This is a genomic window from Mycobacteroides franklinii (genome assembly GCF_001853795.1).
Taxonomy (GTDB): domain Bacteria; phylum Actinomycetota; class Actinomycetes; order Mycobacteriales; family Mycobacteriaceae; genus Mycobacterium; species Mycobacterium franklinii.
In genome coordinates this window covers 12,539-27,796 of the sequence record NZ_MLIK01000019.1, presented here as the reverse complement: position 1 = coordinate 27,796, position 15,258 = coordinate 12,539, and the positions used below count along the sequence as shown (strand labels likewise).

At 64.1% G+C, this 15,258-nt stretch carries 15 protein-coding genes; 9 read left to right on the top strand and 6 right to left on the bottom strand.

Going from position 1 to position 15,258, the window contains the following annotated elements; all coding sequences use genetic code 11:
- Positions 1 to 130: 130 nt before the first annotated feature.
- Positions 131 to 1,045 carry an SDR family NAD(P)-dependent oxidoreductase gene (locus BKG76_RS07970; RefSeq protein ID WP_070939040.1) on the top strand — a complete coding sequence of 305 codons (915 nt, stop codon included), beginning with the start codon at positions 131 to 133 and terminating at the stop codon, positions 1,043 to 1,045.
- Here BKG76_RS07970 and BKG76_RS07965 read toward each other — a convergent pair.
- The 3 genes from BKG76_RS07965 to BKG76_RS07955 form a co-directional block, all read right to left on the bottom strand.
- Positions 1,042 to 1,542: a cupin domain-containing protein gene (locus tag BKG76_RS07965; RefSeq protein WP_070937182.1), complete on the bottom strand. Its 501-nt coding sequence runs from the start codon at positions 1,540 to 1,542 to the stop codon at positions 1,042 to 1,044. The two genes, BKG76_RS07970 and BKG76_RS07965, sit on opposite strands and share 4 nt — an antisense overlap.
- A gap of 19 nt (positions 1,543 to 1,561) precedes the next feature.
- Complete coding sequence (locus BKG76_RS07960; protein ID WP_070937181.1) at positions 1,562 to 3,256, bottom strand: DEAD/DEAH box helicase; 1,695 nt, start codon at positions 3,254 to 3,256, stop codon at positions 1,562 to 1,564.
- Between the two features lie 153 nt (positions 3,257 to 3,409).
- Entirely contained in the window at positions 3,410 to 4,321 is a 912-nt protein-coding gene (locus tag BKG76_RS07955) for an SDR family NAD(P)-dependent oxidoreductase (RefSeq protein WP_070937180.1), read from the bottom strand.
- A 101-nt stretch (positions 4,322 to 4,422) separates the two neighbouring features.
- Between BKG76_RS07955 and BKG76_RS07950 the strand changes: the two genes are divergently transcribed.
- Positions 4,423 to 4,986 carry a TetR/AcrR family transcriptional regulator gene (locus tag BKG76_RS07950; protein WP_070937179.1) on the top strand — a complete coding sequence of 188 codons (564 nt, stop codon included), beginning with the start codon at positions 4,423 to 4,425 and terminating at the stop codon, positions 4,984 to 4,986.
- Between the two features lie 12 nt (positions 4,987 to 4,998).
- The gene (locus tag BKG76_RS07945; RefSeq protein ID WP_070937178.1) at positions 4,999 to 6,075 is read left to right on the top strand and encodes a hypothetical protein; all 1,077 of its coding nucleotides are present in this window, start codon (positions 4,999 to 5,001) and stop codon (positions 6,073 to 6,075) included.
- On the opposite strand, the gene BKG76_RS07940 is transcribed toward BKG76_RS07945, so the two are convergent.
- On the bottom strand, positions 6,066 to 7,241 hold the full coding sequence (locus tag BKG76_RS07940) for an FAD-dependent monooxygenase (RefSeq protein ID WP_070939039.1): 1,176 nt from the start codon (positions 7,239 to 7,241) through the stop codon (positions 6,066 to 6,068). The genes BKG76_RS07945 and BKG76_RS07940 overlap by 10 nt on opposite strands.
- A 77-nt stretch (positions 7,242 to 7,318) precedes the next feature.
- Entirely contained in the window at positions 7,319 to 7,981 is a 663-nt protein-coding gene (locus BKG76_RS07935) for a hypothetical protein (RefSeq protein WP_070937177.1), read from the bottom strand.
- Between the two features lie 256 nt (positions 7,982 to 8,237).
- On the opposite strand from BKG76_RS07935, the gene BKG76_RS07930 reads away from it, so the two are divergent.
- The 4 genes from BKG76_RS07930 to groL all read left to right on the top strand — a co-directional run bounded on the left by BKG76_RS07930 (position 8,238) and on the right by groL (position 11,756).
- On the top strand, positions 8,238 to 8,702 hold the full coding sequence (locus BKG76_RS07930) for a DUF6636 domain-containing protein (protein ID WP_083337971.1): 465 nt from the start codon (positions 8,238 to 8,240) through the stop codon (positions 8,700 to 8,702).
- Entirely contained in the window at positions 8,689 to 9,399 is a 711-nt protein-coding gene (locus tag BKG76_RS07925; protein WP_070937176.1) for a hypothetical protein, read from the top strand. Before BKG76_RS07930 ends, BKG76_RS07925 begins: the two co-directional genes overlap by 14 nt.
- Before the next feature lie 67 nt (positions 9,400 to 9,466).
- Complete coding sequence (locus BKG76_RS07920; RefSeq protein WP_207543759.1) at positions 9,467 to 9,856, top strand: DUF6636 domain-containing protein; 390 nt, start codon at positions 9,467 to 9,469, stop codon at positions 9,854 to 9,856.
- 274 nt (positions 9,857 to 10,130) lie between these two features.
- Complete coding sequence (gene groL / locus BKG76_RS07915; RefSeq protein WP_070937174.1) at positions 10,131 to 11,756, top strand: chaperonin GroEL; 1,626 nt, start codon at positions 10,131 to 10,133, stop codon at positions 11,754 to 11,756.
- Between the two features lie 75 nt (positions 11,757 to 11,831).
- Here groL and BKG76_RS07910 read toward each other — a convergent pair whose 3' ends face one another.
- A complete protein-coding gene (locus tag BKG76_RS07910; RefSeq protein WP_070937173.1) occupies positions 11,832 to 12,821 on the bottom strand; it encodes a hypothetical protein in 990 nt (329 codons plus the stop codon).
- A 204-nt stretch (positions 12,822 to 13,025) separates the two neighbouring features.
- Here BKG76_RS07910 and BKG76_RS07905 point away from each other — a divergent pair, with 204 nt between their 5' ends.
- Both BKG76_RS07905 and BKG76_RS07900 read left to right on the top strand, forming a co-directional pair.
- Positions 13,026 to 14,258, top strand: a complete 1,233-nt coding sequence (locus tag BKG76_RS07905) for a DUF4878 domain-containing protein (protein WP_070937172.1) — start codon at positions 13,026 to 13,028, stop codon at positions 14,256 to 14,258.
- Positions 14,255 to 15,256: an AAA family ATPase gene (locus BKG76_RS07900; RefSeq protein ID WP_070939037.1), complete on the top strand. Its 1,002-nt coding sequence runs from the start codon at positions 14,255 to 14,257 to the stop codon at positions 15,254 to 15,256. The genes BKG76_RS07905 and BKG76_RS07900 overlap by 4 nt, the downstream gene beginning before the upstream one ends.
- Positions 15,257 to 15,258: the final 2 nt, after the last annotated feature.

Genomic DNA, 15,258 nt, shown 5'->3' with positions numbered 1-15,258 from the left:
AGTGGGTGGCCTGGCTCAGCTATTCCGCGCTGAGCGTATTGACCCCGGCTGTGGGATTCCTGGCACCGAACACCGGGAGAACTGTGAATCACGGGTGGGCAGCGCGCTGGATCTGGGGCAGGATGCGAACGTGACCGCACATTGGACGACTGCCGATATCCCTGACCAGACCGGGCGCATCGCCGTCATCACCGGTGCCAATACCGGCCTGGGCCTGGAGACGGCCCGCGCGCTGGCGGCCGCGGGCGCACGGGTGGTTCTTGCGGTCCGCGACATCGACAAGGGCTCCGCTGCCATTGCTGAGATCAAGACGACCGCGCCCGAGAGCAACCTCGCACTGCAGCGACTGGACTTGTCTTCCCTGTCGGATATCAGAGCCGCCGCGGGACAGCTCAGTGGCGACTATCCGCAGATCGATCTTCTCATCAACAACGCAGGTGTGATGTATCCGCCGAAGAGCACCACGGCCGACGGGTTTGAGCTGCAGTTCGGCACCAACCACCTGGGACATTTCGCGCTCACCGGCTTGCTGCTGGAGAACCTCACCGCCGTGCGTGACTCGCGCGTCGTCACCGTCAGTAGCAACGGCCATAAATTCAGGGCCGCAATACATTTCGACGATCTGCAATGGGACCGTACGTACAGTCGAGTGGGTGCATACGCGCAGTCCAAGCTCGCGAATTTGCTGTTCACTTATGAACTGCAGCGACGGCTTGCGGTAGCGGGGGCGGAGACGACGGCGCTGGCCGCCCACCCGGGCGCCTCGGGTACTGAGCTGATGCGCCACATCACCCTCGGTCCCGAGGCCTTCAGTGCGGCGGCCCTGAAACTTGCGCAGAGCCCGGCGATGGGCGCATTGCCCAGTCTGCGTGCCGCCACGGACCCGGCAGCCTCGGGCGGTCAGTACTACGGGCCTTCAGGTTTCGGGGAGTTCCGCGGGTATCCCAAGGTCGTCAGGTCGACCAAGCAGTCACATGATGAGGCTCTGCAACAACGACTTTGGTCCGTTTCCGAGGAGTTGACCGGAGTGCGGTTCCCGGTCTAGACGAAGAAGTTGTCGTGGTCGATGAACCACTGGGTGCGCTGTTCATCGGTCATATCGGCGAGCTCACCGAAACCTTCGAAGTATCTCTGCCGGGGTGCGCCCGGAGCGAACAGCATGAGCATGGAAGCTGCTTGACCCGAGTCGTTTTGGAACGCGTGCAGGCCACCGGGCGGTACGAACAAGAAGTCGCCCGCGGTCGCATCGACCCAGTTTTCACCGTTGTAGAGCCGCCAGGTGCCCGAGAGTACGAAGAACGCCTCGGACATCGCCTTGTGGAAATGCGTCGCAGCACCAAAGCCCTTCACCGGCCCGGCATCGATTCGGTACAGCCCGTAGTCGCCCGCCGTGGACTGCTGGGTGGCCAGGTACCTGTACTGGACGTTGCCGCCGTCGGGTGCGTAATCGGGCGGATCGGTGGCCGGTTTGAATGTCGCGCTGATCTCTCCGGTGCCGCCGTGATACCGAGGTTCGGGGTATCCAGACACAACCAGTGACATGCGATCCACGCTACGCGCGTTACAGCTCCCGGTGAAGGGTGCGGACCGCGACGATGCGTTCCTTGAGCTGATCGCGAGTGGCCGCCGCCACCGGCGGGCCGCCACAGCGGCGGCGCAGCTCGTTGTGAATCCAGCCGTGCGGCTTGCCCGATTTGAAATGCGTGGCCGATACCAGCGCATTGAGTTCGCGCCGCAGCTCGCGTAGCTGGCCGTGTGTCGAGGTGATCTCCGGTGGCACCTCACCCGATGCGGTGCGCTTGGTGAGCTGTTCTTCTTGCCTGCGCCGCAACAGATCTCGCATCTGATTCGGATCTAGCAGGCCGGGAATGCCGAGATACTCGGCCTCCTCCTCGCTGCCCGCCGGTGTCGCGGTGCCGAAGGATGCGCCGTCGAAGATCACCTGATCCAGCTCGGCACTGGCACTGAGTGACTCGAAGCCCTTCTCTTCCTCGCCGGGCTCGGTGCGCTTGCGTTCCACCGGCTCCTCATCGCCCATCGGTTCGCGATGCGGCTTGCCGAGCACGTGATTGCGCTGTTCTTCCAGCAGGCTGGCGAGTTCGAGCAGTGTGGGCACCGAGGGCAGGAAGATGCTGGCCGTCTCGCCCGGCGCCCGCGAGCGCACATACCGCCCGATCGCCTGGGCGAAGAACAGCGGGGTCGAGGCGCTTGTCGCGTACACACCGACGGCCAACCGTGGTACGTCCACGCCCTCGGACACCATGCGCACGGCCACCAGCCACTCGCTGCCGTCGGAGGCGAACTGGGCGATGCGGTCCGAGGATTTCGGATCGTCGGACAACACCACGGTGGGCTCGGTGCCGGTGATCGTGGTCAGCAGCTTCGCGTAGGCGCGTGCGGCCTTCTGATCGGAGGCGATGATCATGGCTCCGGCATCGGTCATGCCGCCGTTGCGCTTCTGCTGCAGCCGCGCGTGGGCGGCCCGCAACACCGCGGGTATCCAGTCGCCGTTCGGATCCAGGGTGGTGCGCCATGCGCGTGCGGTCTGCTCGGCGCTCAACGGCTCGCCGAGACGTGCGGCATGTTCCTCGCCGGCGCTGTCGCGCCAGCGGGCCTCGCCCGAGTACGCCATGAAGACCACGGGGCGCACCACGCCGTCGGCGAGGGCCTCGGAGTAGCCATAGGTGTGGTCGGCCTGTGAACGCTGGTATCCGGCGCCGTCGGGTTCGTAGTTGATGAACGGGATGGGACTGTCGTCGCTACGGAACGGCGTCCCGGTCAACGAGAGGCGCCGGGTGGCGTCGTCGAATGCCTCGCGGACCGCCTCGCCCCAGCTCTTGGCATCTCCGGCGTGGTGGATCTCATCGAAGATCACCAGGGTGCGGTGGTTCTCGGTGCGCACCCGGTGCCGGGTGGGGTGGCTGGCTATCTGGGCGTAGGTGACGACGACGCCGTGATACTCCGAGGAGGTTTGTGAATCGGAATTGCTGAACCGCGGGTCCAGGGACAGGCCGAAGGAGGTTGCCGACTGCGCCCACTGCACCTTGAGGTGTTCGGTGGGCACCACGACGGTGATCTTGTCCACGGTGCCGTCGGCCAGCAGCTCGGTAGCAATCCGCAGGGCAAATCTTGTTTTGCCTGATCCGGGGGTTGCGACCGCGAGGAAGTCCCGGGGTTTGGCGGCCAGATAGCGCACCAATGCCCTGCGTTGCCAGCCCCGTAAGGTGTGGGTGCTGGGCGCCTCTACAGCCCGCACCCGATGGTCTCCGCTCTGACTCGATGATTGAGTCGCAGACTAACGCAACGGATTACGTGAGTGCATCCCGGCGGCGTGGCGGGCGCCGCGTGTCGTGTCACCAAGGGGCAGGTCGGTGACGGTCAGCACAGTGCCCGCCGTCCTTCCGCTCTTCTACTTGACCGGGAAGATCACGTCGGTGAGTTCCTCAGATACCGACCACAACCGACGCTGCAAATCGAGGTCATAGGACTGCTCGCTCGACGCGACGACCTTGGGATTACCGCCTTGTTCCATAAATCCATCAGGGCCGTAGTACTGGCCACCCAGGGCCGCGGGGTCCGTGGCGGCCCGCAATGTAGGCAGAGCGCCCATATCCGCGCCCTGGACCAGCAGTGGTGCCACGGCGTCGAACACGGCCCGGACCCACAGCGGAGAGTTGCGCGCCAGCTCGGTGTTGGACCCGCCCGGATGCGCGGCCAAGGCGACCGTATTGGTGCCCGCCAGGCGCCGCTGTAGCTCGTAGGTGAACAAAAGGTTGGCCAGCTTCGACTGGCCGTATGCCGCCACCCGGTTGTAGTTACGTTCCCACTGCAAGTCGTCGAAGTGGATCGCGGCGCGAATGCGGTGTCCGATGCTGGACACGGTCACCACGCGTGAGCCCTCTACCGGCAGCAGGTGGTCCAAGAGCAGGCCGGTGAATGCGTAATGGCCCAGGTGATTGGTGCCGAACTGCAGCTCGAAGCCGTCGGCGGTGGTGGACTTCTCGGTCCACATGACACCGGCGTTGTTGATCAGCAGGTCGATTTTGTCGTAGCGCGACTTGAGCTCGTCACTGGCGCGGCGGATGGACTCCAGCGATGACAGGTCCAAGGACTGCAGGGTGATGTCGGCGTTCGAGTGGGCGGCGGTGATCGCGTCGGCCGCGGCCTTGCCCTTTTCGGTGTTACGCACTGCCAATACGACGTGGGCGCCGTGTGCGGCGAGTGCCTTGGCGGTCTCCAGACCTAGTCCGGTGTTGGCGCCGGTGACGATGGCGACGCGGCCGGTCTGGTCGGGGATGTCGGTGGTGCTCCATGCGGTCATGGGAACTCCTTGAGTAGTATCTTCAGTAACCGGGGCGGTTACTCCGCTTATGAATATACGGAACGAGCGCCCCGTTTTGTCAAGGCGTCGAGGAGTGTGAGATGGATCAACCCGCCCGGCCGTTGCGTGCCGACGCTGCCCGCAACCGTGCGCGCGTGCTGGAGGTCGCCTACCAAACCTTCGCCGAGGAGGGGCTTGGCGTCCCGATCGACGAGATCGCGCGGCGTGCGGGGGTGGGCGCCGGGACCGTGTACCGGCACTTTCCCGCCAAGGAGGACCTGTACCGCGCAGTCGCGGAGGACCGGATGGGCAGCGTGATCGGCAAGGGACGCGAGCTGTTGGAAGCCGTCGATCCCGGTGAGGCGTTGTTCGAATTCCTCCGCTCGATGATGGCCTGGGGTGGGACCGACCAAGGGTTGGTCGACGCATTATCGGGCGCGGGTATTGACGTCGAGGCTCTCATTCCGCGTATCGAGGAGTCCTTCTATGCGGTCCTCGGGGACCTGTTGCGCGCGGCGCAGCAGGCGGGGACCGTGCGATCCGATGTCGGCGTGCACGAGGTCAAGGCACTTCTGGTCGGTTGTCAGGCCATGCAGAGCTATAACCAGGAAGTCTCGCAGCAGGTGACCGATGTCGTGTTCGATGGGCTGCGACCGCGTCGGTAGGGGAGGTGGCACGTGTCCGCAGGTCGTTGGCCGGTGCTGGCGGCGGTGCTGCTGCTGGCCGCAGGATGTTCGTTTTTCGACTCCCGACAGCGGGACGACTGGCGTACCCACACCGCTGCTGATTCCGCCCAGCTGACGGTCGATGCGGCGCTCCGCGATGTCGATCCGTGCGGTTTTGTCGATGCCACATCGATCAAGTCCACGATTCCGCGGGCGATCTCATACGGATACACCGAAGGCTTTGATCGGTGCACTCTGAGGCTCGGACAGTTCGACAACGACTTTGTTAGTGATGTCTCGGCGACCATCGGCTTCGACATTGCTCCGGAGCGCGTAGAACCTCCCGCTGACTCTATGGAGATCAACGGGATAGCAGTGACGCACGAGTTGGGGCCGACGAGTAATCGCGGATGGTGCCGGTATGTGTTCAACCTGGGTGGGAGCGACCTGCCCGGGGTGTCGTCTCGTGGTGACGTTGCCGACCTGATGAGGCGTGTTCGGGTGAGTGTGGTCGCTTCCCTTTCTCGAGATCCCGGTGCCGGATTGCCGATTTCTCCGTGTCATGAGGCGGTCACGATCGCCACCGGAGCGGCACGAATCAGATCACGGCATCTACCGCGCCGCTCGGACCCGGGTCCAGTCGGGCAGGATCCGTGCTCGGTGTTCCCTGATTTGGATGGATTCTCCAGTTATCTTCGTAGCAATCCGGGATTGGGGCTGGATCTGTATGCCTGTTGGTTCAGCTCCGGCCCGCCCGCCGATCAGAAGGCTTCCGGCGTTGAACTGACCCTGCGGCCGCTGGACCCGCATGAGCCGGACAGTTCCTCCTACGGAGAGCAGCGGCATTCGGTCGTCGAGCAGCGCGGTGGTGTCGAACTGCACGTCAGCACCGTCACCAGGACTTACGACAAGCCGTTCTGTGAGGTCTATGTGTTTCTGGGGAAGGACTATCCGCCGACCTACTTCGCTCCCGGGACATCCCGCCCGGACGATGTCCGCGTGCCCGCCGCCGTGTTGCGTGGGACCTCGCCCTGTGGCGACATCAAGGCGGTGGCGGTGGCGGCGAGTAAGAAGTTCGGTCAGCCGTAGGTGGGTAGCACGAACGACCGGCCCACCTTGAGCGCCTGGAGGGCAACCAGCTGACGGACGCCGGGCAGCCGCAGCGACCACAGACCAAGTTTGCGCAGCTGTTTCGCCCAGGGCGACGTGGCGCCGTCCATCTTCAAGGTGCTGAGTGCCAGCTGTTGGCAACGCGCGACGTACGGAGCCATCAGGGCGTGAAATCGGGCGAAGGCAGTCTGGAAATCGCCCTGTGCGGAACGTAATTCGTGGGCGAGCACGTATGCGCCGACGATCGCCAGACTCGTACCCATGCCCGACCGAGGCGAGGCACACCAGGCCGCGTCCCCGATGAGGCACACCCGACCACGGGAGTACTCGTTCAGATGCACCTGGCACAACGAGTCGAAATAGGGTTCGTCGGTGCCCGATAGGGCATCCAGCACAGCCGCAGTCTCCCAGCCGAAGCCGGTGAACCTTTCGCGAAACAGCCGCTTGTTGCCGTCGATGTCGCGGTAGTCGAATTTCAGGTCGTCGTCAGAGAACGCGAGTGAACCCCGGGCCGGGGCGTCGGGAGCGTTCACCTGGATGCCAACGCCCCGTGTACCTTCCCGGAAGCTCACCGTCTGATGGTCGAGACCGAGGTGGTTGTCCATCGCGAAAAACGTGAAGTACTGGCCCAACTGGGTCACGAATTCGTTTTCGGGCCCAAATGTCAGCGCGCGAAGACCGGAATGCACGCCATCGGCGCCGATCACGAGATCGAAGCTCTCCGGAGCAGCTCCCGCGAACGAGACGGCGACCTCGGCGCCGTCATCACGCACATCGGTGATCCAATCGCCGAAGCGAAATGTCACATGGTCGCGCACCGCGTCGTGCAAGATGCGGGCGAGATCTCCCCAGAGGATCTCCAATTCCCCGCTGATGACCTCCGGCGGCAGCCGGGCGATTTCGTTGCCCCCGGCATCGACCATCACCAAGGACCCCATGTGTGTGGCCTGTGCTCGCACCGCGTGGAGCACACCCATCTTGTCCAGTACCTCGATCGACGGCCCGCGGAAGTCGACGGCCTGACCGCCACTCCTCAAGGCACCGGCTCGCTCGACGATCGTGACGGAGTGTCCTTCTCGCGCAAGCCAGTACGCCAACGCGGGACCTGCGATACCACCACCACTGATGAGGATGTTGAGCGACATGCCCAGCACCCTAGACCCCGTTCCTGAATGTCCGGGCGCCACGACCACGGCGGGTTTTTCAGGATACTGCGCTCAGCTCAGCCCGAGCCGAGATCGGTGCGGGCACGTTCGGCAAGTTGATCGATGCTGTTGTCCGAGACGAATTTGTCGATCGCCGCTACCGCCGGCGTGCTGACGGAGGCCCAGTGCGCGTCATCCACGAGTTGGTCACGCTCGTGCGCATATTGAATCGCGGGCCCGATCGATTCGGGTCCCTGGAACAACGCGAGCTCCGCGGCGTCCAAATTGGCAAGTATCGGATCCATCGCACTGCCGACGATCTTGACCGCTGCCTCTGCCTTGGCCATCGCGGTCATGCTGGCCTGTGTATCGCCGACCGCGGTGAAGAGATTCTGTCTGTCCGGTGGGTGTGCCGCCAGCGCGGCGCGCACGAGGCCCAGGTGTGAAACGAAGTCGAGATGGTCGGTGACGAGCTCGGTGTACACCTTCTCTCGATCGCTTCGGATGGCTTGTTCCCGGGCGAGTTGTTCCTGCCTGTCCATCTGTGTGCCGCTGACATGGACCGATGCCCATGCCGAAACGCCGGCCGACACCATCGCCGCGGCGACGGCAGTCGCCAACGCATAGCGACTGCTGCGGGTGGCAAGCCGAATTTCATGCTGGAGTGCGTCGAAACGTTGCTCCGGCAGCTGCTCGTCGGATTCGGCGGCCGGCTCGGCCGCCGTGGTGTCCTTATCCATTGGGCGCCAACCCTTCCCGTTCGTAGCAAGGAGGCCTTGCCTAATCTTTGCACTTGACGAGGGGTAACCCACCCGATTTCCGGGATCGGCGCGATGTTGCGGCTCGGGTGCTCTGGTGTCACTGCATAAATAACTACCCCGGTACCCCGGCTGCGGCGCATAATCCACACGGCGCTCAATAACCGCGACATCGCGGTTCGTGAGCTCGAGCAGATAGCGACTCCCATCGGGCATCACTGATTCGTGCTGGAGGGCCATGGCAGCGATGAGAGCTCATGCGGTTGCGGCGACCGTCGCAGCTGTCTCGGCCGCAATCCTTCCGGTGGTCTATGCGGGCGCAGATCCCAGTCATACCAATGAGTTCCGGACACCGTCGCACAACATCATCTGCTTGCTGTCGACCGGCGACAATCCGGATTACAACCACGTGCGGTGTGAGATCGCGCAGATCGCCTACCTGCCGCCGCCACCGCTGCCGGACTGCGGCTCGTTCGCCAAATCGATGGGGCACATGGTCTTTCTCTATCAGGGGCGACCGGCCGGTTTCCAATGCGCACACGATTCGATATCTGCGGATATCGACGTGCCAGTGCTGGCGTATGGCCAATCGATACAGGCCGGGAGTTTCCACTGTGACAGCACCGAGCAGGGCGTCGATTGCGCTGACACCGGCTCCGGGCACGGGTTCAGAATTTCTCGAGGTGGTTATGACTTCACGTAGGCAGATCATCCTGCGTCCCTGGACAATTCTGGCGGTGGCCGTGGTGCTGGCCGTCGTGGTGCTCGGGGCCGTGATCGGTGCGCGCCAGTGGACACACACCGCCGCTGGCGCCTGTCGACTGGACGACCAATCCCGACGTCACGCGGAGATCTTTGCCACCAACAACACCGCGGTGATCAACGACCCCAACGATGCACGCCTGCGAGATGGGTTGGAGACCTTCGAGGAACAGGCGGAAGACACCATGGCGCGCAACAATGCCCACGCCGTCGGGTCGACGCTCCTCGACGGGGTGTACTGGTCCGACGAGCTGCAGCAGACCACCTATGAGCGATCCCGTGAGTTCCACCTGTGCGATGTGGGTGAGCCGCACCTGCACGCCGTCGCCGAGCAGGTGCGGCGTCAATTCCATCAGGAGTCGGTGTTGACGTTTGAGTATCTGCCGCAGGGGCAGCCCGGCGCCGACGCCGCAATAGTGACGGTGCCGGATATCGAGGTGCACAGATTCCACGACGCGTTAGTCGCCGACCGCCCGGCGCGAGATCGTCTGGACGGCGGCTCGGTCACGGTTGATCGGACTCTGCTTTTGGTCGCGGGTGCAACGGATATCGATGTCGCCCGCAACCTCGTCACCGAATCGGGAGGCGATTGGTCCGTTGCGTCGGTTCGCTACGGAAAGCGGGAGTTCGTTGGTTAACAACGTTGTTGACAGGTTGGGTGGGTGGCCAACAGGCCTCGTCATCGCCGCCGCCGGGGCGTCCCTCTTGGCTGCCCCCTCGGTTCGGGCCGATGAACCGTTCGTCTTCCAACTCCCGTCAGGGAACATCGTCTGCTACCTGGGTCCGGCCGCCGAGGGTGGAACGAACGGAGCCGTCGGGTGTGAGATCGGTGAGCACACCTACGCGCCGCCGCCGCGCCCGCAGACTTGTCATCTGGGGTGGGGCGATCGGTTTTACCTTGCCCAGGGCAGCCCGGTGACGGTGTCGTGCCACGGCGACACCTTGCGCACCGGCAACCCGCCCACTCTCGACTACGGCGAGACCGCGTTCTCGGGCGCGATTCGTTGCGGCATCGAGGAGACCGGAGTCACCTGCACCGACAACTCCACCGGGCATTTCTTTCGGCTGTCCACCGGTTCCTATCAGCTCGGGTGACCTGCATGGATACCTACGAAGTCCAGGTCGAGCCCCCTGTTGGCGACAGAGTGGCCGGGGTATTGGGCCGCGACGTCGTATTTATTGGTCTAAGGAGTCTCCGACCGCCCTTGCACTCGCCATGCTCGAGTGCTAAACATGGCATTGGCACTCACGACCGGTGAGTGCTAGGCCGGGACGGTGAGGCCGCAGCCCACACAGCTGCGTCCGTCCGTCGCGGGCACTGCGCCCGGCCCAGAACGTGCAACCCCCTATACGGAGGAATCACTTCGCAATGGCCAAGACAATTGCGTATGACGAAGAGGCCCGCCGCGGCCTGGAGCGGGGCCTCAACGCCCTCGCTGACGCGGTCAAGGTGACGCTGGGCCCCAAGGGTCGCAACGTCGTCTTGGAGAAGAAGTGGGGCGCCCCCACGATCACCAACGATGGTGTTTCCATCGCCAAGGAGATCGAGCTGGAGGATCCGTACGAGAAGATCGGCGCCGAGCTGGTCAAGGAAGTTGCCAAGAAGACCGATGACGTCGCGGGTGACGGCACTACTACCGCCACCGTGCTCGCTCAGGCTCTGGTCAAGGAAGGTCTGCGTAACGTCGCCGCCGGCGCCAACCCGCTCGGCCTGAAGCGCGGCATCGAGAAGGCCGTGGAGGCTGTTACCAGCGCCCTGCTGGCTTCCGCCAAGGAGATCGACACCAAGGAGCAGATCGCGGCCACCGCGGGCATCTCCGCTGGTGACCAGTCCATCGGCGATCTGATCGCCGAGGCCATGGACAAGGTTGGCAACGAGGGTGTCATCACCGTCGAGGAGTCCAACACCTTCGGCCTGCAGCTGGAGCTCACCGAAGGCATGCGCTTCGACAAGGGCTACATCTCGGGTTACTTCGTGACCGACGCCGAGCGTCAGGAAGCCGTCCTGGAGGATCCCTACATCCTGCTGGTCAGCTCCAAGGTGTCGACCGTCAAGGACCTGCTGCCCTTGCTGGAGAAGGTCATCCAGGCCGGCAAGCCGCTGCTGATCATCGCTGAAGACGTTGAGGGCGAAGCACTTTCGACCCTGGTCGTCAACAAGATTCGTGGCACCTTCAAGTCCGTCGCCGTCAAGGCTCCGGGCTTCGGCGACCGCCGCAAGGCCATGCTGCAGGACATCGCGATCCTCACCGGCGGACAGGTCATCAGCGAAGAGGTCGGCCTCTCCCTGGAGACCGCTGGCGTCGAGCTGCTCGGCACTGCCCGCAAGGTCGTCGTCACCAAGGACGAGACCACCGTCATCGAGGGTGCAGGCGATGCCGACGCGATCCAGGGCCGTGTCGCCCAGATTCGTGCCGAGATCGAGAACAGCGACTCCGACTACGACCGCGAGAAGCTGCAGGAGCGCCTGGCCAAGCTGGCCGGCGGCGTTGCGGTGATCAAGGCCGGAGCTGCCACCGAGGTGGAGCTCAAGGAGCGCAAGCACCGCATCGAGGACGCCGTTCGCAACGCGAAGGCCGCCGTCGAAGAGGGCATCGTCGCCGGTGGGGGCGTCGCCCTGCTGCAGGCTGCCCCCGCGCTGGACTCGCTCTCGCTCGAGGGTGACGAGGCCACTGGTGCGAACATCGTGCGTGTGGCGCTGTCGGCTCCGCTCAAGCAGATCGCCTTCAACGGTGGTCTGGAGCCGGGTGTCGTCGCAGAGAAGGTCGCGAACCTTCCTGCGGGTCACGGCCTGAACGCGGCGACCAACGTGTACGAGGACCTGCTCGCGGCCGGCGTTGCCGACCCCGTGAAGGTGACCCGCTCGGCGCTGCAGAACGCGGCGTCCATCGCGGCGCTGTTCCTCACCACTGAGGCCGTCGTTGCCGACAAGCCGGAGAAGGCCGCCGCACCTGCGGGCGACCCGACCGGTGGCATGGGCGGTATGGACTTCTAAGTCCCTAACGAAAGGGCCCGGTCTGCCTGGAGAAATCCAGTGCAGGCCGGGCCCTTTTCGTTGTTACGGTACGGATTACGCCGGTGCGGGTGCGATGACGCCTCCGGTGAGACGGCGATAGGTGTAGACGTGGATCAGACCGCTGAGGGCCGCGATCACCGGGTAGCTGATGATTCCGCCGAGACCGCAGGTGATGACTGCCACCGCGACGCCGGCGAGAGCGACGCCCAAGGTGATCAGGAAAACCACCAGCGCCTGCCCCAGATTGTCCTTGACGATTTGGAAGCTCGCCTTGAGGGCGTCGACTGGGCCGAGGCCGCGGTCAATGGCGAAGAAGACGGCGTACTGGGCGAAGAACCCGAAGATGAAACCGCCGACGATGACGAGACTTCCGATCAGAACTCCGAGCCCCACCAGCAGCGCGGTCCCCACGTACAGGCCGAAGCTGCGGGCGCGGAAGAAGGTCCCGAAAGTCACTGGCTTACCGTCCGCGACATCAAGGTTGGCACTGACGATACAGGCGCCTATGTAGAGGCTGACTGCGAAAATCGCTGCGTAGAGCAGGATCATGATTGCCACGGCGCCGCCCGAGAGTTCCGGGCCCTCATAGGAATACGAGTATGAGGAGCTCGAATCTCCGCCGTAACCGCTCGTGCTGGTCTGGGGGAGGCTGGCCATGAGGATGGCGTAGACGATCCCTACGGGCACGCCGATCGCGAGGAACCACACCAGATACGGAGGAATGAAGGTTCCAAAGCGTTTGGTGACCTGCGCCCAAGACCAAGTCCAAGATTCACCGGCGCTGAACGGGCCGCGTGGCGGCCACGGTGCCTGCTGCGGGTAGCCATATCCGGCGGGCGGATAACCGGGAGGCGGCGGGAACTGTCCGCCGGGGTACTGGGGGGCTCCTGGGGGAGGACCGGGCTGATACCCGGGTTGGTACCCGGGTGGTGGAGGCGGCTGATATCCCGGAGGTGGCTGGTTCGCATATCCCGGTGGCGGCTGATTCGGGTCGTACGCTGACGGATCGCCCGATGCCGGCGGCTCCTGTGGTGGGTAGGTCACTGGGCAAGATTAGCAACAGAGAAGTTTGCTAAGCGCCGAATGCGAGAAGTGTCGCCGGGGCGAGGAGTCACGGGGTGTCGCAGCGCAACGTCTGGCGGCGATGCCCTGCATAATGCGGTGATAGTCTCGGTTCGCCTGGGCGGATCTTGCTTGCTGGAGAGGGGGGCGGTTGGTGTTCGGCTATCGCGAAGATGGGGCACGAGGGTGACGCAGCCGCCGTCGCAATTTGGCGGTCCCAACCCCATTGACGGACCGGCCAACCCGGCGCCGCAATATGGCACTCCGCAATTCGGGGGACCGGCACCGGTGGGTGTGCCGCAACCAGACCCTTCGGCCTACGGGCCGCCGCCGAACTTCGGGCCGCCTCCCCAGCAGCCGGGGTGGCCCAATCAGTTCGGCGGGCAGCCGCCTCAGTACCAGCAGTTTGGGCAGCCGCCGGGCCCGCCGCAGAAGAACCGAAAGGCTCTGATTGTCACCGGAGTGGCCACCGGCGTAGTGCTGCTGGTTGTGGCCATCGTGGTGGGAATCGTGTCGTTCTCCGGTGGAAGCGATGGGGAGACAAATCCCGCCGCGGGCGCGGCGACCGCCGAGGCGGCGGTCAAGGGTTATCTGGAGGCGTTGTCCAAGGGCGATGCCGAAGCGGCCCTTGCATATTCGTCGGATCAGCCGGCGTCCAAGGAATTTCTCACCGACGACATTCTGAAGAAGCAGATCGCGAAATGGCCGATAGGGAACATTCGCATCCTCAATTCCGAGGACGTCGGCGGTGTGATGGCCCGGGTACATGTGGCCGCGAACTTCGGCGATCAGACCTCCGACGAGACAATTCTCGTCAAGAAGACCGACGGATCCTGGAAGCTCAGTACCGCGGCGGTCAAGCTGTCGCTGGACCAGAACGGCATCCTGGCCGGCGCCCTTCGCACCCTGTCGCTGTTCGGTAAGCCGGCCTCGAATATGTCTGTCGCGTATGTCTTTCCGGGATGGCTGGACATCGGATCCTCTAACAAGAATCTGACGGCGGTCTCGGCTCGCCCGGTTCTGCTCAACGGAATCCTGGTGCAGGGAGCGCCGGTATTCCCCGGGGTCGAGATGCGGATGAGCGAAGAGGGAGCCGCGGCGGTGAAGAAGGCCGTGGCGGACAACATCGCCGAATGCGCGAAATCGACGTCACTTGCTCCGCCGTCCTGCCCTCAGGCACTGCGCAATCCGGGATATGTCGACGGGACAGCGCACTGGGAGCCGCCATCGGATGTGGACAAGGTGCAGTACACCTTCACCGCGTTCGATCTGAATGTGCGGACCACTGGCGTCACCACGTGGATGCTGACAGTGCAGTCCACCAACGGCAGCACCGTGCAAGGGAGGGCGATCGTGCCGACTATGGGACAAATCGACATGACACAGGATCCGCTGGTAGTGAAGTGGTTCGGACGGTGACCGCCGCCACCCAGGTGCAGCCCTCGCGGCAGGAACTGGACCAGGCCCGTGCGGTCATCCAGGCTGTCGCCCAGGCATTCTCCGTCAAGGTGGTCGGGCAAGCCGGACTGCAGCAGTCGCTGTTGATCGGCCTGCTCACCGGCGGCCACGTGCTGCTCGAGAGCGTCCCGGGATTGGCCAAAACCACTGCGGCTCGAGCGATCGCGGATGCCATTCAGGCACAGTTTCGCCGCATCCAGTGCACCCCCGACCTGCTGCCCAGCGACATCATCGGCACGCAGATCTTCGATGCGTCCAAGGGCACGTTCAAGACGCAACTAGGCCCGGTGCACGCCAATATCGTGCTGCTGGACGAGATCAACCGATCCAGCGCGAAGACGCAGAGCGCCATGCTGGAGGCGATGGAGGAGCGACAGACCAGTATCGCCGGAGAGATCTACAAGATCCCGGAACCGTTTCTGGTTCTCGCCACGCAGAATCCGGTGGACCAAGAAGGAACCTATCCGCTGCCGGAGGCGCAGATGGACCGGTTCATGTTCAAGGAGATCCTCACCTACCCGAACCCCGCCGAGGAAGCGGAGGTCGTTTTCCGAATCGATGCCGGGGTGTACACGAATCACCAAGGCGCGCCGGTCGCTTCGATCCAAGACATCCTGTACATCCAGGACGTGGTTCGGCGTATCTACGTCGACCCCGCGATCGTGCACTACGTGACTCAGATTGTGAATGTCACCCGTAATCCCAAGCAATACCTGCCGCCAAACCTGGCCCGGCTGATCGAATACGGTGCCAGCCCGCGCGCCACCATCGCGTTCTGCAAGGCGGCACGCGCACTGGCGCTGTTGGCCGATCGCAATCACGTGCTTCCCGATGACATCAAGACGCTGGCGCACCGGATCCTGCGGCACCGGCTGATTCTTGGGTTCGAGGCGGTGGCCGAGAACGTGACGGCGGAAGTGCTGATAGACAACATCATCCAGGCCGTACGAACCCCTTAACC

Bases quoted from the DNA above. Each gene is read 5' to 3' on its own strand.
- BKG76_RS07965 (WP_070937182.1), bottom strand. From the start codon at position 1,542: ATGTCACTGGTTGTGTCTGGATACCCCGAACCTCGGTATCACGGCGGC.
- BKG76_RS07955 (WP_070937180.1), bottom strand. From the start codon at position 4,321: ATGACCGCATGGAGCACCACCGACATCCCCGACCAGACCGGCCGCGTC.
- BKG76_RS07950 (WP_070937179.1), top strand. From the start codon at position 4,423: ATGGATCAACCCGCCCGGCCGTTGCGTGCCGACGCTGCCCGCAACCGT.
- BKG76_RS07940 (WP_070939039.1), bottom strand. From the start codon at position 7,241: ATGTCGCTCAACATCCTCATCAGTGGTGGTGGTATCGCAGGTCCCGCG.
- BKG76_RS07935 (WP_070937177.1), bottom strand. From the start codon at position 7,981: ATGGATAAGGACACCACGGCGGCCGAGCCGGCCGCCGAATCCGACGAG.
- BKG76_RS07930 (WP_083337971.1), top strand. From the start codon at position 8,238: ATGGCAGCGATGAGAGCTCATGCGGTTGCGGCGACCGTCGCAGCTGTC.
- BKG76_RS07925 (WP_070937176.1), top strand. From the start codon at position 8,689: ATGACTTCACGTAGGCAGATCATCCTGCGTCCCTGGACAATTCTGGCG.
- groL (WP_070937174.1), top strand. From the start codon at position 10,131: ATGGCCAAGACAATTGCGTATGACGAAGAGGCCCGCCGCGGCCTGGAG.